Annotated in this window: 16 protein-coding genes and 3 pseudogenes; 6 read left to right on the forward strand and 13 right to left on the reverse strand. The window is 72.8% G+C overall.

The window, feature by feature from the left end:
* The first annotated feature begins 45 nt into the window (after positions 1-45).
* Entirely contained in the window at positions 46-1,260 is a 1,215-nt protein-coding gene (locus OV079_RS04465) for an RNA polymerase sigma factor (protein WP_267766439.1), read from the forward strand.
* Positions 1,261-1,925: 665 nt separating this feature from the next.
* Here the strand turns inward: OV079_RS04465 and OV079_RS04470 are convergent.
* Together OV079_RS04470 and OV079_RS04475 are read right to left on the reverse strand one after the other, a co-directional pair.
* Positions 1,926-2,522 (reverse strand): annotated as a pseudogene (locus OV079_RS04470) (serine/threonine-protein kinase); the annotation flags it as partial.
* 151 nt (positions 2,523-2,673) lie between these two features.
* Positions 2,674-3,063 carry a hypothetical protein gene (locus tag OV079_RS04475; RefSeq protein WP_267766440.1) on the reverse strand — a complete coding sequence of 130 codons (390 nt, stop codon included), beginning with the start codon at positions 3,061-3,063 and terminating at the stop codon, positions 2,674-2,676.
* 239 nt (positions 3,064-3,302) lie between these two features.
* Between OV079_RS04475 and OV079_RS04480 the strand changes: the two genes are divergently transcribed.
* Entirely contained in the window at positions 3,303-3,575 is a 273-nt protein-coding gene (locus OV079_RS04480; protein WP_267766441.1) for a hypothetical protein, read from the forward strand.
* Between the two features lie 290 nt (positions 3,576-3,865).
* Here OV079_RS04480 and OV079_RS04485 read toward each other — a convergent pair whose 3' ends face one another.
* Entirely contained in the window at positions 3,866-4,159 is a 294-nt protein-coding gene (locus OV079_RS04485) for a hypothetical protein (RefSeq protein ID WP_267766442.1), read from the reverse strand.
* A gap of 979 nt (positions 4,160-5,138) precedes the next feature.
* Between OV079_RS04485 and OV079_RS04490 the strand changes: the two genes are divergently transcribed.
* A complete protein-coding gene (locus OV079_RS04490) occupies positions 5,139-5,876 on the forward strand; it encodes a metallophosphoesterase (RefSeq protein ID WP_267766443.1) in 738 nt (245 codons plus the stop codon).
* Positions 5,877-6,186: 310 nt separating this feature from the next.
* Positions 6,187-8,676, forward strand: coding sequence for a type ISP restriction/modification enzyme (locus OV079_RS55570; RefSeq protein ID WP_267766444.1), 2,490 nt, complete (start codon positions 6,187-6,189; stop codon positions 8,674-8,676).
* A gap of 28 nt (positions 8,677-8,704) precedes the next feature.
* On the opposite strand, the gene OV079_RS04500 is transcribed toward OV079_RS55570, so the two are convergent.
* From OV079_RS04500 to OV079_RS04525, 6 genes are all read right to left on the reverse strand, one after another.
* Positions 8,705-9,307, reverse strand: coding sequence for a hypothetical protein (locus OV079_RS04500; RefSeq protein ID WP_267766448.1), 603 nt, complete (start codon positions 9,305-9,307; stop codon positions 8,705-8,707).
* Between the two features lie 32 nt (positions 9,308-9,339).
* Positions 9,340-10,047, reverse strand: a complete 708-nt coding sequence (locus OV079_RS04505; protein ID WP_267766449.1) for a hypothetical protein — start codon at positions 10,045-10,047, stop codon at positions 9,340-9,342.
* 41 nt (positions 10,048-10,088) lie between these two features.
* Entirely contained in the window at positions 10,089-11,081 is a 993-nt protein-coding gene (locus OV079_RS04510) for a DUF4003 family protein (RefSeq protein ID WP_267766450.1), read from the reverse strand.
* A gap of 19 nt (positions 11,082-11,100) precedes the next feature.
* Positions 11,101-12,414: a vWA domain-containing protein gene (locus OV079_RS04515; RefSeq protein WP_267766451.1), complete on the reverse strand. Its 1,314-nt coding sequence runs from the start codon at positions 12,412-12,414 to the stop codon at positions 11,101-11,103.
* A 215-nt stretch (positions 12,415-12,629) separates the two neighbouring features.
* Entirely contained in the window at positions 12,630-12,950 is a 321-nt protein-coding gene (locus tag OV079_RS04520; RefSeq protein WP_267766452.1) for a M43 family zinc metalloprotease, read from the reverse strand.
* On the reverse strand, positions 12,944-13,573 hold the full coding sequence (locus OV079_RS04525) for a zinc metalloprotease (protein WP_267766453.1): 630 nt from the start codon (positions 13,571-13,573) through the stop codon (positions 12,944-12,946). The genes OV079_RS04520 and OV079_RS04525 overlap by 7 nt, the downstream gene beginning before the upstream one ends.
* 753 nt (positions 13,574-14,326) lie before the next feature.
* On the opposite strand from OV079_RS04525, the gene OV079_RS04530 reads away from it, so the two are divergent.
* Positions 14,327-15,199, forward strand: a complete 873-nt coding sequence (locus tag OV079_RS04530) for an FG-GAP repeat domain-containing protein (RefSeq protein WP_267766454.1) — start codon at positions 14,327-14,329, stop codon at positions 15,197-15,199.
* 72 nt (positions 15,200-15,271) lie between these two features.
* Here the strand turns inward: OV079_RS04530 and OV079_RS55575 are convergent.
* Positions 15,272-15,904: pseudogene (locus OV079_RS55575) on the reverse strand (sterol desaturase family protein); the annotation flags it as partial.
* A gap of 2 nt (positions 15,905-15,906) precedes the next feature.
* Positions 15,907-16,308 carry a TrmH family RNA methyltransferase gene (locus tag OV079_RS04540; RefSeq protein WP_267766455.1) on the reverse strand — a complete coding sequence of 134 codons (402 nt, stop codon included), beginning with the start codon at positions 16,306-16,308 and terminating at the stop codon, positions 15,907-15,909.
* 21 nt (positions 16,309-16,329) lie between these two features.
* On the opposite strand from OV079_RS04540, the gene OV079_RS04545 reads away from it, so the two are divergent.
* The gene (locus tag OV079_RS04545) at positions 16,330-16,572 is read left to right on the forward strand and encodes a hypothetical protein (RefSeq protein ID WP_267766456.1); all 243 of its coding nucleotides are present in this window, start codon (positions 16,330-16,332) and stop codon (positions 16,570-16,572) included.
* Here the strand turns inward: OV079_RS04545 and OV079_RS57260 are convergent.
* Together OV079_RS57260 and OV079_RS04550 are read right to left on the reverse strand one after the other, a co-directional pair.
* Positions 16,483-16,764: pseudogene (locus OV079_RS57260) on the reverse strand (hypothetical protein); the annotation flags it as partial. The gene OV079_RS04545 and the pseudogene OV079_RS57260 sit on opposite strands and share 90 nt — an antisense overlap.
* On the reverse strand, positions 16,761-19,589 hold the full coding sequence (locus tag OV079_RS04550) for a response regulator (protein WP_267766457.1): 2,829 nt from the start codon (positions 19,587-19,589) through the stop codon (positions 16,761-16,763). The gene OV079_RS04550 and the pseudogene OV079_RS57260, both read right to left, overlap by 4 nt.
* Positions 19,590-19,606 lie beyond the last annotated feature (17 nt).

Below are 19,606 nucleotides of genomic sequence, written 5' to 3' on the forward strand. Positions count from 1 at the left end.
CCCTTGGAGGCCGGGGCGGGTCGTGCGATCCGCGACCCGCCCCGCATGCCGAAGTCCACCAGACCCGAAGACCAGGTCGAGGCCGGGGGCCCGCGCGCGGCGGCGATGGCCCGCAACGACGAGGACCTTGCGCTGCTGGCGGCCTGGCGGGCCGGGGACGCGCGCGCGGGCGACGGGCTGGTGCGCCACTACGGGCCGCAGGTGGTCCGCTTCTTCGCCGACAAGGCGCGCGACTTCGAGGTCGACGACCTGGCGCAGCAGACGTGGGAGGCGCTGACGCACGCGCGCGACCGCTTCGTCGTGCCCGGCGAGGAGGTCGTGGCCGGCGAGCCGATCGCGGCGAGCTTCCGCGCTTATCTCTACGGGACGGCCCGCTTCGTGCTGTTCGCCCACTACCGCAAGAAGACCCGCGCGGCCCAGTTCGACCCGAGCCTGTCGTCGATCGAAGATCTGTCGCCGTCGCCGAGCCGGCTGGTCTCGGCCCACGCGAAGCTCGAGCGCCTGTCGGCGGCGCTGCGCAAGCTGCCGCTCGACCTGCAGATCTTGCTCGAGCTCCGCTACGCGCAGGAGATGACGAGCGCCGAGATCGCGGCGGTGTACGAGATCCCCAAGAACACCGCGAAGAGCCGGCTACGGGTGGCCAAGGAGCGCCTCGACGCCCGCTGGCGCGCATGGGGCTGGGCCCGGCGCCGGGGTGAGGCGGAGGCCTGCGGTGCTCGTCGCGCCGGGTCGGCGCTGAGCCGCGACGAGAGGGCCCTCGCGGTGGGATGTCCTCGAGGACAGGTGATTTCGGACCCGGCGACGGCTCGGCCCGGCGAGCGGCGGGCGCGAGACCCCGTGGGAGGAGGCCGAGCGTATGTCCTCCGGGACAGGTCGATTTCGTGGCGGGAAGAGCCGATCCAGGCCGCGTCAGAGCAGGAAGGTGAAGGCGAACTCGCCGCCGTCGAGGCTGGGGCGGAAGCGGGTGCCGGCGACCAGGCGTTCGAGGCAGGGGCTCACGTCGTAGCCGGGCGGGAGGACGACCGTGGCCTGGCCGCGCGGGGAGACGGTGACGGTGCCGGCGAGCCGGACGGTGGCGGTCATGGTGCGGAAGCTCGAGTCGGCCTTGCAGGCGCGGACGTCGGCCGCGCGGCGCTCGAGCCGGGCCCGCGCGGCGGCCGGGTCGAACGGGGCGAGCGGCTTCGGCGGGCGAGCGCTGCTGGCGCTTGCGACAGGGGCTTTGGGCAATGTCTTCTCGGACATGTCCTTGAGGTCTGGTGAAGAAGTCGCGCCCTCCCGGGCGTCGGTCGCCTGGGCGGCGGACGGCGGGATCGCCGGAGCGGGCGAGGCGAGACTCGCAGCGCCATCTGTCGCAGCGTCGGAGGCAGGCGCGAGCGGTCCCGCGGAAGCGTGGTCCTTGCCGCCGCGTCCGGGGAGGGGCTCGCGGTTGCGACCGTGGTCGCTGCGCCGGAGGCAGGCGCGAGGGAGCTCGCGGGAGCGCGGCCCTCTGCCGCGCCTGGGAGGGGGCTGGAGGTCGGCGCCGCGCCGGCGTCATTGGGCTCCGCGGCGGCCGGCGCCGCGTTCGGGTCGGCGGTCGTGTCGACGCGCGTAAGACCGGCGGCGTCGCCCGAGGCCTCGCGCATGCTGACAGCGACGGCGGCCACGGCCAGCGCGCCGCCGAACGAGGCGGCGAGCAACAGGCCGCGGCGGGCCGGGCGATCGCGTGGCCGATCGGTCATGTCTTTAAAAACATGTCCGGAGGGGCGATCGAGCGCGGCGCGGGCGTCGGCGAGGGCGGCGAGGAGCGCGTCGGCCGACGGGTAGCGGCGCTCGGGGTCTTCGGCGGTGGCGCGGTCGATGATCGCCCGCAGCGGCCCGGGCAGGTCGGCGCCGTGCAGCACGGGGGCGTGCGGCGGCATCTCGACATCGCCGGGTGCCTGGGCCGGCAGGCGGCCGAGCAAAAGGGTGTGGAGGACGACGCCGAGGGCGAAGATGTCGACGCGGTGGTCGGTGCGGCCGCCGCGGTAGATCTCGGGGGCGATGTAGCCGGGCGAGCCGCCGACGGTCCAGGTGCTCTTGGCCGTGCCGGAGAGGATCTTGGCGAGGCCGAAGTCGAGGACCTTGATGAAGTCGGGGTCGCCGTCGCGTTCGACGCGGACGCAGTTCTGCGGCTTGATGTCGCGGTGGACGACGCCGCGCTGGTGGGCGGCCGCGAGGGCGCGGGCGATCTGGGTGACGACGTGGAGCGCGCGGGGCCAGGCCAGCGGGCCCTCGCGCGCGAGCGTGCGGGCGAGGTCCTCGCCCTCCAGGTACTCCATGACGAAGAAGGTCGGGCCGGCCTCGGGCGGGCCGAAGTCGGTGATCCCGACCACGTTGGGGTGATCGATCTTCGACGCGGCCTGGGCCTCGAGCAGGAAGCGGCGGCCGATCTCGGGCTCGTCGAGGTAGCGCGCGCTGATGATCTTGAGCGCGAACAGCTTGTCGAGGTGGACGTGGCGGGCGAGGAACACCACGCCCATGCCGCCGGCGCCGAGCCGGCGCACGACCTCGTAACGACCCTGCAGGACCTTGCCGACGAGCTCGTCGTAGGTGAAGAGGCGCCGCAGCTCGGGCCAATCGGGAACGTGCTGTCGCCTGCCTCGTCCACGCGTCGCCTGCGGCGCCCGAGTCTAACACGCGCGGCCGCGGGGGCCGTCAGAAGCGGCCCTGGAGCCCGATGCCGAGGTTGCCCGGGCCGAGGCGCGGGGCGACGGCGACGGGCGCCCGGCCGCGGACGGCGAGGCCGACGCTGAGCAGGACGAGGCCGGTGAGCAGGGCGACGCCGGCGATCGGCGCGGCGATCCGGACCAGCTTGTCGGCGTCGTAGCCGCGCTCCAGGATCTCCCGCACCTCGGGGTTATCACCGCCGTCGCAGGCGATGTCCATGCCCCAGCAGACGCGGCGGCCGTCGCGGGTAGCGTCGCGGGCGAGGGCGATCCCGACGCCCATGGGCACGAGCGCCGCCGCGCCCACGCCGAGCACGGTCGCGCCGGCGATCCGGAGCGCCCGGCCGGGCCGGGTCGGCCGGCGTGGCGCGGAGGACATGTCTCCGGGGACAGCTCGTGGCGGGGCGGCGGTCGCGGGCGAGGTGGCCGGAGGGACAGGTGAGATGTCTGGAGGGACAGGTCGCGGGGAGGCTGGCGGATTGTCCTCGGGGACAGGTTGGCTCGGCGCGGGGTCCTGGGGGCCGGTCGTTCGGGGGCGTCGCAGTCGACGGCGCCGAGGCCCTGGTCGATGCGGTCCAGGCGGGCGCGCTCGTCGGCCAGGGGGGCGGCGCCGGCGAGGTGCTCGCGCAGCAAGCCGCGGGCGGGACAGAGCTGTTCACGCGCACCGCCGCCGCGCTGGTGGGCGCGCAGGCGGGCGTCGACGCTCTCGCGCAGGAGCATCAGCCGCGGGCCGGTCTCCTCGGCCGGGGTGAGGCGGTAGGCGCGGGCGAACTCCTCGGCGGCGCGCGCGTCGTCGCCGGCCTCCTTGGCCGCCTGGCCTTGCTCGTAGGCGAGGTCGCGGGGCGACGGGGCGGGTGGTCCGAAGGACAGGTCGGCGAGGAGCGTCGCTGACAGGAAGCGCGGGGCGAACGCGCCGCTCACGGCGGGCGCCTCGCGCGACGAGGGGAGCGCGATCGAGGCCGTGAAGGCGCGCGAGGCAGGTGTCTCGAAGGACAGGTCAGCCGCGGCGGGGACGGCGGCGCGGGCGGTGGCTGTCTCGAAGGACAGGTAGATGGCGAGACCGGCTGCGAGGAGGCGGGCCGGCCCGTTCGACCCGCGAGGCGGGGGCGGGGCGGGAGTGGACGCAGGGGGCTGGAGGCGCGCGTCGGTGGCGGCGCGCCGCAGACGAGGCGGCCGGGCGATCACTGCGACTTCTTGGCCGGCACGCATACGTCGTCCAGGCACTCCATCTCGGAGGGGCAGGGAGCGGGACAATCTTCCTGACCGACGCAGCTGCTGGCGTCGGTGTCAGCGACACACCCGGCGCTGCAACAACGGAGCGCGCACAGCGGCTGGCCGTCGACGTCGAGGCAGACGCGGCTGTCGGAGTTCGGGTGCTTCTCGCAATTCCTGGCGATGCCCTCGCACAGGTCGGCGCAGAAGCCCGCTCCGCGCCGTCGCGGTGGACGCAGCGCGGCATGCCGTAGGCGTGGCACTCCTCGTCGTCGTCGCAGGGGGCGTAGGCGAGGGTGTAGCCGGTGTCCTGGTTCTCGCCGCGCTCGCAGTGCTCGGGCGCCGGTCGGCAGCGATACCCGGAGCAGCACAGGCCCTGGTCCTGGCCGCACGCGTCGTCGCGGTTGCACACTGCGCCGAGCAAGAAGTCGGCCTTGAAGCAGGCCATGAAGGCGCTCCCGAGGCCGAACAGCACGACGCACAGGCCCACTCGCGCGGCGGTTCGCACGGCCGCGAGGATAGCGCGGGGCCGCCGGCGCGGACAAGTAGTCGCCATGGCGCTGCTGTCGGTGCGCGGGGCCCAGCGGAGGACGAGCGCGACGGCAGGGCGAGCGCGCGTCGTACGCTCGTCGCCGCACGGCGCGGAGGCCGACGCAACGACACGAGGCTCGGCAGTCGGCGCGGCGCCCGGAGGTGCGTCGTGGGTGAGGATGCGAGAGGCCGGGAGATCGGCGCTCGTACGATCGTGAGCGCCGAGATCGGATGGCGACCCGCGAGCGCTCACGCGGCGACGAGTTCGCGATGCGCTGCAGCGGTCGGTGCGTCGGCGTGCGTCGAGGAGGTGGAGAGGTCGCTACGATCGGGAGCGACGTCAAATCGCAAACCACGCGTCGTTCAGGTGCGATCGCAGGTCGTGGTCGCGCTGGCATCGCTGACTGCGAGTCCTCGCGGGGTCGATATTCAGGGCGCGTCGAACCGTTATTTACGCGGCGTGAGCTCGTCGACGTCGCAGAGGGACGAGCACGACACGGATCGCCGGCGCAGTGGCCAGGCGAAGCCGAAGTCGCGGCGGCAGTGCGCATGCGCTCGTGGTGTGCAGCCCTCTGCGATCGTCCACGAGCTTGCATCGGCCTCTTCCATGGCGAGCGCCCATGCGGGCGCGGAGCCGCGCGGTCGCTCGAGTGGCGGCCTCCTCAAGCGGTCTCGTGTATCATCGGCGCCGCGAAGATGAGGCGCAGGACCGTGATTCTGCCGTCGCGCGGCGCGTTGATCGTCAGCACGGATCTGCACGGCTGCTGGGCCGACTTTCTGGCGCTGCGCGAGCACTTCCTGGCGGCCTCGGCGACGGAGCCGGCGACGCACTGGGCGATCCTCGGGGACACGGTCCACGGGCCCAGCGACGAGGCGCGCGGCCGCCGGCCCGAGCTGTATGACTATTCGGACATGTCCGCCGAGATCGTGGCGGCGATCCTCGAGCTGCAGCGCGCCTACCCGGGTCGGGTCCACTACGTGCTCGGCAACCACGACCACGGGCACGTCGGCGGGCCGCGGACGGCGAAGTTTCACACCGACGAGGTCGCGGCGCTCGAGGGCCGCTGCACGCCGGCGCAGCTGGCCGACCTGCGGGCGCTGTTCGAGCCGGCGCTGCTGGCGATCGCGGCGCCGTGCGGGGTGCTGCTGTCGCACGGCTCGCCGGACGACCGCCTGCAACAGTTCGACGACCTCGACGGGGTGCGGCTGTCGCCTCGCGACAACGACCCGTACCGCCGCCACCTGCTGGCGACGTTCCTGTGCAGCTACGGCCAGCGCGACGAGGTGACGGCGCGGCTGCTGGCGCGGGTGTCGGCGAGCGCGGTGCCGGTGTCGCTGGTGATCCACGGCCACGACCGCGACGAGGAGGGGTTCTTCTCGAGCGGCCTGCGGCAGGCCTGCCCGGTGATCTTCGGGGCGCCGAAGTCGCACAAGCGGTATGTCTTTTAAACCTGTCCTCGAGGTACAACTCGGTGTCGGATCTGCGCGACGGGTTCGAGATCCGCCGGCTCTACCCGAGCTGACGGCCGCGCGATCGACATGTCTTTTTAGACATGTCTTCGAGGGCATGTCGTTGGCCGGGCTGCGCGGCGGGGGCGAGGTCCGTCGGAGTTCACCCGAGCGGACGGTCGCACGCGCGAGACGTCTTTGGGACATGTCCTCGAGGTCCAGTCTCGTGCCCGAGCTGCGCGACCGGCAGCGGGGCGGCCCGACCCGGGGCGGCGTTGTCCGCAGGGACAGGTTGGGCTAGGCTGCGCGTGTGCCACGGCGTGCACGCGCCAGCGAGCGGGTCGAGGCGCTCGCGCCGATGCTGGCGGCGGAGGTCCGGGCGCTGCAGCCGCGACTGACGGGGCTGACGGGCGAGACCGAGGTCGAGGCGCAGGCGCTGGTGGCGGCGTTGTTCGCCGCGCGCGGGCTGTCCGAACAGACAGGTGAGGGGGCGACGCTGGCGCGGGCGATCGAGCTGGCGCGGGCGGCCGGGCTGCAGCGCGAGCTGGCGGCGCTGACCGGTCCGCTGGCGGGCGAGCTGGCGCGGATCGCCGGGCGACTCGACGCGCTCGAAGTGATGGGCGGCGAGGAGGCCGCGGAGGCGTTCTTCGAGCCGCTGCTGGCGAGCCTCGATCCGCGGGCGCGACGGCGGAGCGGGGTGTTCTACACGCCGCGGCCGCTGGTGACCGCGATCGTCGCCGGCGTCGACGAGGCGCTGCGCGAGCAGCTCGGGCTGGCCGACGGCCTGGCGGCGACGGACACGTGGGCGCAGGTGACGGGCGAGGCGGACGGGCCCGGGCCGTTCGTGTCGATCCTCGACTTCGCGTGCGGGACGGGGGCGTTCGTCCTGGCGTGCGTGCGGTCGATCGAGCGGACGATGAAGGACCGCTGGCGCCGCGAGCTCGGCGTGCCCGCGATCGACGATGCGGCCGTGCTGCAGCGCTGGCGTGCCTACGTGCCGGCGCACCTGCTGCCGCGGCTGCACGCGTACGAGCCGATGCTGGCGCCGCTGGTGGTCGCGCGGCTGCGCCTGGCGGACGCGCTGATCCGCAGCGGCTACGCGCCGAGCGGCGAGGAGCCGTGCGGCCTCGTGCGCCGCGACGCGCTGGCCGAGCCGCCCGAGCGGCGCTACACGGTGGTGGTCGGCAATCCGCCGTATGCGTCGTCGTCGTCGTCGCCGGGGTGGCTGGTGGCCGAGCTGCGCCGCTGGAAGTCTGGGCTGGGCGAGACCAAGAGCGACCTGCTGCGCGACGAGTGGAAGTTCCTGCGCCTGGCCGAGTACCTGGCCGAGCAGGTGCCGCGCGCGGTGGTGGGGCTGGTGATCAACCGCGATCTGCTGGTGGGGATCGCCAAGCGCGGGCTGCGGGCCAGCCTGCAGGCGACGTTCCCGTGGCGCCGGGTGATCGACCTCCACGGCGACGTGCGCGGCGACGTGGTCGACGAGAACGTGTTCGCGATCACCCAGGGGGTGGCGATCGCGTGGCTGTGCAAGGGCGGCGGGGCGGGGCACCACGGCGGTTCGCTGCGCGGGCGGCGGGCCGACAAGCTGGCGCGGCTCGGCGATGCCGGCGGGCTGACGGGGCTCTTGCGGCCGCACCAGCCGCGGGCGCCGTATTACCGCTGGGACATGGCGGAAGAGACAGGTGAGGTGCCGGCCGAGTACGCGGGCTGGTGGCCGATGCCGGCGATCTTCGCGGTCCACAGTTCGGGGATCCAGAGCAAGAACGATCCGGTGTGCATCGGCTGGACCGCGGCGGATGTGCAAGCGCGGACCCGGCTGCTGGCCGGCGCGAGCGAGGCGGAGGCACGGCGGGCGCTGGCGATCGCCGCGGACGGGGCGTGGTCGCTGGCGGCGGCGCAGGCGGAGCTGCGGGCGCTCGGGCCGGCGCTCGAGCGGGTGCGGCGGATCTTGTACCGGCCGTTCGACTGGCGCTGGACGTACATGTCCGAAAAGTCAGGTGGATTCCTTGGCCGGCCGCGCGCGGCGGTGATGCGGCACATGCTGGCCGGCGACAACCTGGCCCTGGTGTACAACCGCCAGATCGTCGGCCCGCGGGTGTCGCACTTCGGCGTGACGCGCGACGCCACTTGCCACGGGACGTTCTATCTCGGCAACCGCGGGCAGGACTTCCTGGCGCCGCTGTACCTGCTCGGCGAGGACGGGGCGCGCGCTGCCAACCTGCGGCCGGAGTTCGTCGCGGCGGTGCGAAGCGCGACGGGGCTCGATCTCGGGCCGGAGGCGCTGCTGCATTACGTGTACGCGGTGGTCCACAGCCCGACGTACCGGGCGCGCTACGGGCCGGCGATCCGCGAGGACTTCGCGCGGGTGCCGATCGCGGCGACGCCGGGGCTGGCGCAGGCGCTGGTGAGGTCGGGGGATCGGCTGGTCGGGCTGCACCTGCTCGAGACGGCGCAGGTCGTCGAGGGGCTGGCCGAATGGACAGGTGAGCCGGGGCGCGTCGTCGAGGTCGTGACATGGTCCGAGGGACATGTCTTCATCGACAGGAAGAAGACGCGCGGCTTCGCCGGGGTGCCGGCCGCCGTGTGGGCGTTCGAGGTCGGGGGTTACGCGCCGTGCGAGAAGTGGCTCAAGGCGCGCCGCGGGCGGACGCTGACGATCGAAGAGGTGGGGCACTACCGGGTGATGGCGGCGGCGCTGCAGGCGACGCTCGCGGTGATGGACGAGATCGATCGCGCGATCGCGGCCCACGGCGGCTGGCCGGGGGCCTTCGTGATGGGTGAGGCGCCACGAGGCTCGTGAGTCGTCGCCGACGCGCGCGCGCTGCGGCTCACTCGTCGCCGGGCGCGAGCGCGGCCGGGCGGGCGCCGGCGGGCAAGGCTCGCTGGGCGCGGCGGATCTGCTGCAACAGCTCGTCGGCGCGCGGGCTGCCGACGTGGGTGACGTGGCGCTTGCCGCGAGCGTCGCGCCAGACGATCCGGACCGCGCGGCCACCGTCGCCGGGCATGTTGTAGATCCACTCGCCGGCCAGCGAGCGCTTGATGCCCCAGCCGCCGAAGCGGCGCCAGTCGTACTGCACGAGCTCGGCGTGCTCGATGCCGGCGATCGGGATCTTGGGCCCGAACATCGCGTACTGGACGTTGACGTGGCCCTCCGACACGGTGACGCGCAGGACCGAGGACAGGATCCACATCAGCCCGAACAGCGGCAGGCCGACGGCGATCCCGACGGCGCCGCCGACGAGGCCGCCGGCCGCCAGCGCGGCGCCGAACACGGCGATCATGCTGAACACGAAGAGCGCGTGCAGCTGCCACGGCGCGCGGTGCTTGTGGCGGTACAGGACGGTGCCCTCGCCGGCCATGTAGCGTTGCTCGTACGCGTCGGGCGGACGCGAAGCGTCGACGGGGACGAGCGCGTGCGGCTCCTCGGCCATGGCGAGAAAATGTCGCGGCGAGGCGGGTGCTGTCAACGTGAAGGCCGAGCGCCGCGGCGCACGAGGACCGCTTGCGCGAACCCGGCCGCGCCGCCCGTGGCGTGGCCGAGCGCGCTCAGCGGTGCGAACGCCGGGCCGGGGACGGGCTGCAGCGCGTGGGCGAGGTCGAGCGCGAGGAAGCACAGGCCGTCGGCGGCGAGCAGGAGGTAGGGCTGGGCCACGAGGCCGCCGCGCATCGGCAAGACATGACGGAGCAGCAAGGCGGCGGTGGTGAAGACGACCGCGTCACACAGGGTGCTGACCGCGACGGCGACGTCGCGGATCGAGTGGAGGACGAGGGCGGCGAGGATCCACGCGACGACGCCGAGCGTGGCGCAGGCGAGGAGCACGGCGACGACGCGCTCGCCGGGGCGCAGCGGGACGGTGAGGCCGCTGCGCCGGAGGACGCGCAAGAAGCCGAGCAGGGCCAGCGCGCCGAGGACGTTGGCGACGATCAGGAGGACGTAGTCGAGGCGGTGGACGGTGACGAGGCCGAGCCGCTGGAGCGCGTGCGCGGTCACGACGAGGCCGAGCGCGACGGCGCGGAGCAGCCACGGTCGGCGCGGCGGATCGCCGGGGCCGAAGCTGGTCGCGGCCAGCACTGCGCCGAAGGTGCCGACGACCTCGGCCGCCAGCGCGTCGACGCCGAGGTGCAGCCCCGCGAGCACGAGCACGAGCGCCAGCAAGCGCGGCGTGGACATCCCGAGCAGGATGCCAGACCCGAGGCGCGGCGAAAAAGGCCCTATCCGCTGGCGGCGACGGCGACCACGGTGGCCTGACGCGCGGCGACGAGGGCCTGGATGTCGAGCAGCAGCTTGGCGTCGGCGAGCGGGCCGAGAGCGCCGTCCTCGCCGACCAGGTGGACGAACGCGAGGTTGGCGGCGAGCCCGAGGTCGCCGCGGCGAGACCACCACCGACTCGCGGTCAACCGATCGCGGATGGCGAGCACGTTGGCGACGATCCGCTCGACCGGGAGGGCGAGGAAGCACAGGATCGCCAGGTCGTCGTACTCCTGCTGGCCGATCTTGGCCCCGGCGGCGCGGAACTGCTGGACCACGAGGGCGAACCGCTCGGCGATCTCGAGCGCGCCGAGGCGGGTGAGGTAGAGGATGTTGGCGGCCGTCTGCAAGGCGTTGCCCTGCCACAGCCCGGCGCGCTCGTGCAGCGCGCGATAGATGGCCTCGATGCCGGCGCCGATGTCCGCGGGCGTGCCCTCGCAGCCGACCATCATGGCGCAGGCGGGGAAGTCCTCGGGGCCGGTCAGCCACCAGTGATAGCGCTTCATCTCGGCGTAGATCGCCGCGAAGCGCTCGACGTGGGCGCGGGTGGCGGGGGCGCCGCCGAGCGCGCGTCGCAGCACCAGCGCGGCGAGGGTCTCGTAGACGCCGCCGCGGCGCACGCCGACGTCGCGGAACAGGGCGGCGACGCGGTCGACCTCGGCGACGAAGGCGTCGGCCCGGTCGCCGGTCTTGACGAGCTGCGAGGCGAGCACGCGGCGGGTGTCGCCGGGGGTGCTGCTCCACCAGCCGAACCGCTGCGCGAGCTCGCGGTCGCATTCGCGGACCTGCTCGGCGATGGCGTCGGGTTCGCCGGGCACGCCGAGCAGGTTGATGGCGACGAGGCGCAGCGAGTCGCCGTTGCCGCCGAGGTGCTCCAGCGCCGCGAACAGCGCCTGGAAGCGGGCGAACGGGTCGGCGGCGGGGCCGGGCACGGCGTGCTGGTCGCGGAACGACATGGCGCGCCCGGTCAGTCTATCACTGGGCGATGATGGTCTCGCAGCCGAACTCGATGTTGATCTTGGCGTCGGGCACGCCCTGGATCTTGGCGCAGGTCTGCGGACACACGAAGATCTTGGTCGGGTTCTGCTCGTCGTCGTAGTACCAGCCGTCGCTGACGTTCGCGCACTCGGCCGGGCTCGGGACCTTGCCGAAGGTCTCGGGGGTGCCGTCGTCGAACTCGACGTTGACCTTGTCGAAGTCGATCGGCTCGCCCATCGGCTCGGGGATGTTCCACTCGCAGGCGAGGGTGGCGTTCTCGATGACCTGGGTCGACAGCTCGTCGAACACCGGGGTGAAGTTCTGCAGGCAGAGGTCGCCCCACTTGCCGCCGGTGTTGGCGATGAGGTCGAGGTAGACGTCGCCGGCGTCGGCCGTGAAGGCGCAGCACACCGCGTTCTGGATGCACCACAGGACGTCGCTGGGGCCCTTGGCGCCGCAGATCGCGTGCATCTTGTAGTCGGTCATGCCGGGCTCCAGCGCCTTGAACTGGGTGTCGAAGGCGTTCGCGCCGAGGTCGGAGTCGTCGTCGGTGACGACGACGACGTGGGTGGCGGCGTCGGGGCGCAGCAGGTCCTTGTATTGCGGGTAGGTGCTGAGGATGAGCTGCAGCGCGTTGTTGCTGCCGACGCCCTGATTGATGCGGGTGTAGGTCGGCGGCTTGCTGTCGGCTGGACAGTTGCCGGAGCCGAGCGGGGCGCCGACGCAGATGCTGTTGTCGGAGATCACGATGACGCGGACGTCGATGCCGCTGTTGATGATCTTGGCCGAGAACTGGTTCATGTTGGCCTGGACGCTGGCGATCTCCATGTCCATCGAGCCCGAGTTGTCGATGGCGAAGATGATGTCGGCCGGCTGCTTCTTGTTCGTCGCCGTCTCGCTGACCGCGGCGCAGTCGCCCGTGGTGCCGTCGGTGGTGGCGAGGCTCGTCGACGTGGTGGTGGTGTCGTCGCCGGTGGTGGTGGTGGTGGTATCGAGCGTCGTGGTGCTGGGATTGCTCGTGGTGCCGGTGGTGTCGGGCCCGGTGGTGTCGACCGGCGCGGTCGTGCCCGTGGTCGGGTCGCCGGTGGTCGGACCGGTGCCCGTCGATTCGGTGCCGCTGTTGCCGGAGGTGCTCTCGGTCCCGGCAGTGGCGGTGGCGGTGGTAGTGGCGGTGGTAGTGGCGGTGACCGTGCCGCTGGCCGAGGTCACGCCGGTGCCCGAGGCGCTGCCGGTGGCGACGCCGCCGTCGTCACCGCAAGCGGCGAGCAGGAGAGAACAAGTAACGAGGAATTCGAGGCTACGCTGCGACATCACACAATCTCCGACGCCGCGACGGAAGCACAGGTCGCCCCCGGCTTTCAATCGGCAGGGCGGTGTACCTGCAACGAAGGCCGCGTGACCTTCCATGTCGGGGCGCGGCCTTTCAGGCGAGTCAGAGATTGGCGTGTCGCCGGGCTCGAGGCCCGCGCGCTCCTGAGGGCGAATGACCCCGAGGAACGCGGCGGGCCCCCGCCGCTCCCGTCGCTTCAGCGATAGGTCGACACCTGGGCCTGCATGCGGCTGGCCTGGCCGGCCGTGAAGTTGGTCATGCAAGCATCGTCGGTGTAATCCATGTAGTTCCGGATCGGGTCTTCGCCGGCGGCGGGGCAGGTGTTGCGGCCCACGGGGCAGCCGAACGCGGCCGACTTCTCGGCCGGGGTGTCGTCGACGAGGTCGCCCTGCTTGGAGCAGCCGCCCTGGAAGGTGTGATAGAGGCCCATCCAGTGGCCGACCTCGTGGACGCCGGTCATGCCGAGGTTGTAAGGCACCGCGTTGCCGCCCGGCAGGCTGGCGTTGAGGATCACCACGCCGTCGTACTTCGGGTTGCTGTTGTACTGGGAGGGAAGGTGGCCCAGCCGAGCAAGCCCTGGCCGATGTTGCCGGTGTAGATGTTGAGGGTCTCCTTGCCGCCCTTGCGCAGGGCGTTCTTCGCCTGCACCTCGGCCGAGCTGCCGGAGGCCATCGTGTACCAGGCGTTGTTGTTGGTCCGGTCGACACCCGCCAGCGCGAACGAGAAGCCGGTCCCGGCGTAGGTCAGATTGAGGAGGTTCAGCTGGGCGTTGATCTGCTGGTCGCTGACGTCGCCCTGGCCGGAGTTGTTGCGGATGACGTGGAACCACACCGGGATGGCCGCCCGCGTGCCGTCGATCGTCTGCGAGGGGCCGGCGGCGAAGCGATGCAGGAAGTCGGCCTCCATCGCCGCGATCTCGAAGGCGCTCGGGTGAACGCCGCAGCGGCCGTGCAAGGCCTGCTCTTCAGCGGCCGCCAGGTCTTCCACACAGGCGTCGTCGTCCATCTCGCAGATGTCGCGGGCGTCCTCGTCGAGGTCGAGAACAACGTCCTGCGCCTCGCCAGGGGTGGAATCGTCAGAGACATCGCAAGCGAGCGCACACGCGCCGAGGATCGTGCACCAGAGAGTCGTGGTCTTCATGAGCTCCTTACAGCCCGATCACGGGCCCATCGTAGAGTAAACAACTTCGTCCAGGAGGAACCAGCAGCGATGACGCGCCTGCGTCGTACAGGCCACGGGTCCGCTTCTGTATGTGAACGCGATTGCCCCTGTCGCGCCCGGGCGAATGTGCGAAGGTTACGCGTCATGCAGACTCGATTGACCTGGATTGCTGCCGGCTTGTGCGTGGCGGCGTGTGGTCCTGCACCCCGGAGAACGAGACGGAGGGAGCGCAGACGTCGACGTCGACGACGGGCTCGTCGACGGGAGATCCATCGCCGACCGAGCCGTCCGCGACGGTGCCGACGAGCGCGACGAGCGAGACCAGCGGGACGTCGGGCCCGGCGCCGGAGTGCCAGTCGGACGCGGACTGCGAGGGCTTTTGCGAGTACTGCGTGGAGGGCGAGTGCTACGACGCGGTCGGCTGCTGCGCGGTGGTGCCGAACCTCGATGGCGCAGCAAGCTGCGCTGTCAGGGCTACGAATGCTACGCGGACGACGAATGTGACGAGGGCCACGAGTGCGTCGGCCCAGGGTGGTGCGACCCGATCGCGGCGATACCGGTGTGCGAGCGGCTGCCGCTGACGCTGTCGGAGCCGTGGCTGGATGGCTCTCCGAGCGCGCTGGCGCTGGTCGACGTCGACGGCGACGCGGCGCTCGACGTGGTGGCGTTGGAGCCGGACGCGGGCGCGGTCGAGGTGCTGCTCGGCGACGGGCTCGGGGGTTCGCGCCGGGGGTGGCGTTCCCGACCGACATGTTCGGGGGCACGCAGCGGCTGGCGGTGGCGGACTTCGACGGCGACGGGGCGTCGGACCTGGCGGTGTCCCGGGCAGCGCCCGTCGGCGAGCTGCACCTGCTGTTCGGGCAGGACGGGATGTTCGCGGCGCCGGTGAAGGAGACGCTGGGCGCGACCCCGGAGCAGCTGTGGGCCGGCGACTTCGACGGCGACGGGCGAGCCGACCTGCTGGCCCGCGGCGCCGATCCGGCGCAGCCGATCGCGCTGCGCCTGGGCGACGGGATGGGCGGCTTCGGCGAGCCGTTCGGGGCGGCGCTGCGCGGGGTGATGTTCGCGACGTCGGTCGGTGCGGTCGCCGGAGACCCGGCCAGGCTCGACCTGCTGGCGACGGTGGCGAGCCCGCCGGCGGTCGACGTGCTCGAGTTCGTGGCGGGGATCGGGCTGCAGCCGATCGCCGGGGTGACGGCGCCGGGGATTCGCGCGCTCGACAGCGTGGTGGCAGGGGACGTCGACGGCGACGGGCTGACGGACCTGATCGGGCACCGCAAGCCGCCGCCGGAGCTCGACCTGCTGACGATCTGGTCTTTGGGCCAGCCGATGCCGGACTTTCACGTCGAAGAAGGGCGGCTGCTCGGGCCCGTGGCCGACGTCGACGGCGACGGGGCGGGCGAGGTGTTGGCCGCGGGATCAGGGCGGGTGCACGTGATCTTCGTGGCCGGCGGCGACGGGCCGTGCGTGCAGAGCGTGCCGTTCAGCCCGGGCATCACGCCCCAGGCGCTGGCGGCCGGCGACGTCGACGGCGACGGGCGGGCCGACGTGGTGGCAGCCGCGCCAGAGCTGGCGGCTTTCACGCTGGCGCGGACCGGGCCGTGAGGACCTGTCACGGAGGGCATGCCCGATCGGGCATGTTCTCAGGGGCATGTTTTTGGAATAGGTGCGAAAGACCAGGTCCCATAGCGGGCTCGAGATGCCGAAGTCGCGCGCGCGGTCGCCGAAGTGGTGGCGCAGGTGACGGCGGCGGACGGCCCGGCCGAGGGCGGTGCGCGGGCGCCGGTGGTGGGCGACGAGGTGGGCCCACTCGTAGGCGAGGTAGCCGAGCAGGGTGCCGGCGAGGAGCGGCCAGCGGGCGTCGGGGCCGAAGGCGAGGCCGTAGACGCCGAACAGCAGCAGGGCCAGGCCGCCGCTGTAGAGCGGGGTGGCGACCAGGCGGTCGCGGTCGTTCGGGGCGACGTGGTGGTGGCGGTGGACGATGAAGCTGGTGACCTGCCGCGCGGGGGTGGTCGGGGCCAGGTGGAAGAAGCCGCGGTGCAGCCAGTACTCGACGAAGGTCCACACCAGCCAGCCGCCGGCGACCAGGAGGGCCAGCGACGCGGGGCGGTAGGCGGCTGTCCCGAAGACCAGACCGGCGGCGATCGGGCCGGCCCACAGGAGGTAAGGGCTGGCCCAGTGGGCCCGCGTCAGGCGCTCGTACAGCGGGCGGTGGAAGAAGCGCGGGGACCTGGCCTGAAGGTCAGGTTTGGCCTCGGGCCCGAGCGCGGCGGCGAGCAGCGCGTCGGTGAGGACCGGGTGGCGCGCCACGACTACTCCGCGGCGGGGGTCCGGTGGCAGCGCCAGAACTCGCCGAGCACGACGGCGGCGGCGCAGGCGACGTTGAGGCTGTCGAGCGCGCCGGTGCCGGGGATGTGGACGGTGTCGTCGGCCATGTTAAGGAGCGCAGGGGCGAGGCCGTCGGCCTCGGCGCCCAGCATGATGATGGACCGCGGCGGCAGCGGGGCGCTGTACAGCGAGCGCTTGGCCCGGGCGGCGGTGGCGATCAGGCGGAAGCCGGCCCGCCGCGCGGCGACCAACGGGCCGGTGCCGTCGGCGACGGGGACGACGTCGACGAACTCGGCGCCGCCCTCGGCGGTGCGCAGCATGGCCGGCGAGGCGTGCGTCTCGAGGCCGCCGGCGAGCACCGCGTCGACGTCGAAGTGGGCGCACACGCGGACGATGGCGCCGAGGTTGTGCGGGTTGCCGACGCCGCCGAGGTAGAGGAGGCAGCGCGGGCGCGTCGGGTCGCGCCGCTGCAGCGCGCTCCCGAGGCCGATCGCCGGGCGCTCGCGGGCGATGAAGCAGATGCCCTCGTGGTGGACGGACTGGGTGATCCGCTCGAGCTCGTCGTCCTCGACGATGTGGTAGGCGATCCGGCGCTCGGCGCAGCGCTTGAGGAAAGAGCCGAACGCGGGCAGCCGCGAGGGTGGACGTAGACGCGGCGGACGTCGTCGGGGCGGCGAGCGGCGAGCGCCAGGCAGGCGTTGACGCCGCAGACCTTCATCTCGGGGGCGGCCGGGGCGGCGGGGGCCTTGGGGCTTTTCAGGGCGCGTTGCATGCGGGCGCCGGAGGTATAGCAGGCGCCCGCGGGGCTCCGGCGCCGGCGCTCGTGAGCCCGGTCGGGTCAGGCGGGGCGCCCGGCCAGGTGATCGTAGACGACGCCGTACTGCCGCTGGAGCTCGCCGAACAGGAGCGGGGCGTGCAGCAGGTCGCCGGCGCGGCTCTTGGCCTCGAGGGCGGCGGCGAGGGCGTGGAGGCTCATCAGCCGCAGGCCGCCGGAGCTGCCCTTGAGGCTGTGCGCGGCCTCTCGCACGCCGTCGACGTCGCCGCCGGCGATGGCGAGGCGCAGGCGCTCCATCAGCTCGTCGGCCTCGCGCAGGAACAGGGCCGCGATCTCGTCGGCCGTGGCGGCGCCCAGCAGGTCGCGCAGCTGGCGGTAGCCGGCCGTCGCCTCGCGCTCGAGCTCCGTCGGGGTCGACACCAGCGAAGGATCGAGCTGCGGCGGCGGCGGCGGGACCTCGATGGGCCGGCGCGACCGCTCGAGCGCGGCCCTCAGCTCGCGGATCTGGATCGGCTTGCTGACGTAGTCGTCCATGCCGGCGGCGAGGCAGGCCTCGCGGTCGCTGTCCATGGCGTTGGCGGTCATGGCGACGATGCGCGGCTGCGGCCCGCCGCTGCGGCGGATGAGCCGCGTCGCCTCGAGGCCGTCCATCTCCGGCATCTGCACGTCCATGAGGACGATGTCGTAGGCGTGACGGCTGATGGCGTCGAGCGCCTCGATGCCGTGGAAGGCGCAGTCGGCCCGGTAGCCGAACCGCTCCAACATCAACAGCATGAGCTTCTGGTTGGTGGCGTTGTCCTCGGCGACGAGGATCCGCAGCGGCAGGCGCTCGGCCAGGGTCGGGTCGAACTCGGACGCGCCGAGCTCGACCCGCGGCTTCGGCTGGGCGTCGCCCTCGCCGAGCACGCTGGCCAGCGCGGCCAGCAGCGAGGCGCCCTTGATCGGCTTGCTGACCAATGCGTCATGTTCTTCGAGACCTGTCCCATAGGACCGCCTCGCCATCGGCGCGAGCAGGACCACCGGGACGTGGGCGTCGCGCAGGGCGGCGAGCAGCTCCTTGTGGCGCTCGTCGGGCAAGAGGGTGTCGACGACCGCGACGTCGACGGCGACCTCGCGCAGGCCGGCCAGCGCCTCGCCGGCGGTGGCGAAGGCGAGCGTCTGCAGGCCCCAGGCGTGGGCGTGGCCGGACAGCAGGCGCCGCTGCGGGCCGCTGGCGTCGACGAGCAGCAGCTGCTTGCCGCGGAAGCGGCCGTCGTGGTCGGCGACGATGACCTGCGGGCTCGGCTCGCTGGCGGCGTCGATGGTGAAGTAGAAGGTCGAGCCGCGGTCGACCTCGCTGACGGCCCACATGGTGCCGCCGAGCATCTCGGCCAGGCGCTTGCTGATCGCCAGGCCGAGGCCGGTGCCGCCGAAGCGCCGGGTGGTCGAGCTGTCGAGCTGGCTGAAGCTCTGGAACAGCCGATCCATGCGGTCGGCGCGGATGCCGATGCCGGTGTCCTCGACCGCGAACAGGAGGCCGTAGCGCGGGGGGCCGTCGCCGGGGCGCCGCACGCCGCGGACGCTGACGTCGAGGCTGATGTCGCCGTGGGCGGTGAACTTGACGGCGTTGCTGAGGAGGTTGAGGAGGATCTGGCGCAGGCGCGTGGAGTCGGTGACGAGCCGGCGCGGGACGTCGGCGGCGATCGAGACGGCGATGTTGAGCGGCTTATCGCCGAGCTTGCTGGCGGCCACGAGGTCGACCACGCCGTCGATGAACTCCTGCAGGTTGAAGGCCTCGCTCTCGAGCTCGAGCTTGTTGGCCTCGATCTTCGAGAAGTCGAGGATGTCGTTGATGATGGTCAGCAGCGACTCGCACGAGGAGCGCAGGGTGTCGACGAAGTCGCGCTGCTCGCTGCTCAGCGGGGTGTCGAGGAGCAGCCCCGTCATGCCGATGATGGCGTTCATCGGCGTGCGGATCTCGTGGCTCATGTTGGCGAGGAAGGTGCCCTTGGCGGCGTTGGCGGCCTCGGCGGCCTCCTTGGCGGCGGCCAGCGCCTGCTGGGCCCGCTTGCGCTCGGTGATGTCGGTGACGCTGGCGCGCACGAGGTTGCGGCCGCTGGCCGGCAGGCGCACCAGCCGGACCTCGCACGGGATGTCCTGCCCGGCGCCGTTGCGGTGGACCCACTCGAACACGGGCGCCTCGCCGGCCATGGCCGCGAGCACGTGCTCGCGCGCCCCCTCGAGCGAGTTGCGGCCGTCGGGCTGGACCGGCGGGCTCATGATGCCGGGGCCGACGTGCATGAGCTCCTCGCGCGAGAGGCCGTACAGCCGGAGGGCGTTGGCGTTGGGATCGACGAACAGCCCGGTGTTGCCGTCGACGACGAGGATGGCGTCCGGGGCGTACTCGAACAGGGTCCGGAACCGCTCCTCGCTCTCGCGCAGCGCGGCCTCGGCCTTGCGACGCTCGGCCAGCTCCTGGCGGGCGGTGATGTAGAGGCCGGCGTTGACGACGCTGATCGCCAGCAGGCCCGCGAACGGGGCCATCTCGGCCAGGGTCATGGCGTCGACGGCCGACAGGCCGGTGAGGCCGCCGACGACCATCACGCCGAGCCTCCGCTCGTGCGTCTCGACCGGCGTCAGCGCGAGGCCGATCGAGCTGTCGTGGGTGGGCGGGACCAGCAGCGCGTGCCCGGAGCGCCACACCTCCCCCACCGGACCGCGGTCGCCCTCGATGTGCTCGCCGAGCGAGCGGATCACCGAGCTCGCGCCGGCGATCGCCCGCAGGCCCTCGGGCTGAGCGAGGTAGAAGGCCGCGCCGACGCCGTCGAAGAACTGCTCGGCGTGCCACAAGATCGAGCCGACCAACGCCGGCAGGTCGACCTGCTCGCCGAGGCCGCGCCGGATGTCGTGCATCGCCGCGAGGTAGTGGT

Source organism: Nannocystis pusilla, assembly GCF_026626665.1.
In the GTDB taxonomy this organism is placed as follows: domain Bacteria; phylum Myxococcota_A; class Polyangia; order Nannocystales; family Nannocystaceae; genus Nannocystis; species Nannocystis pusilla.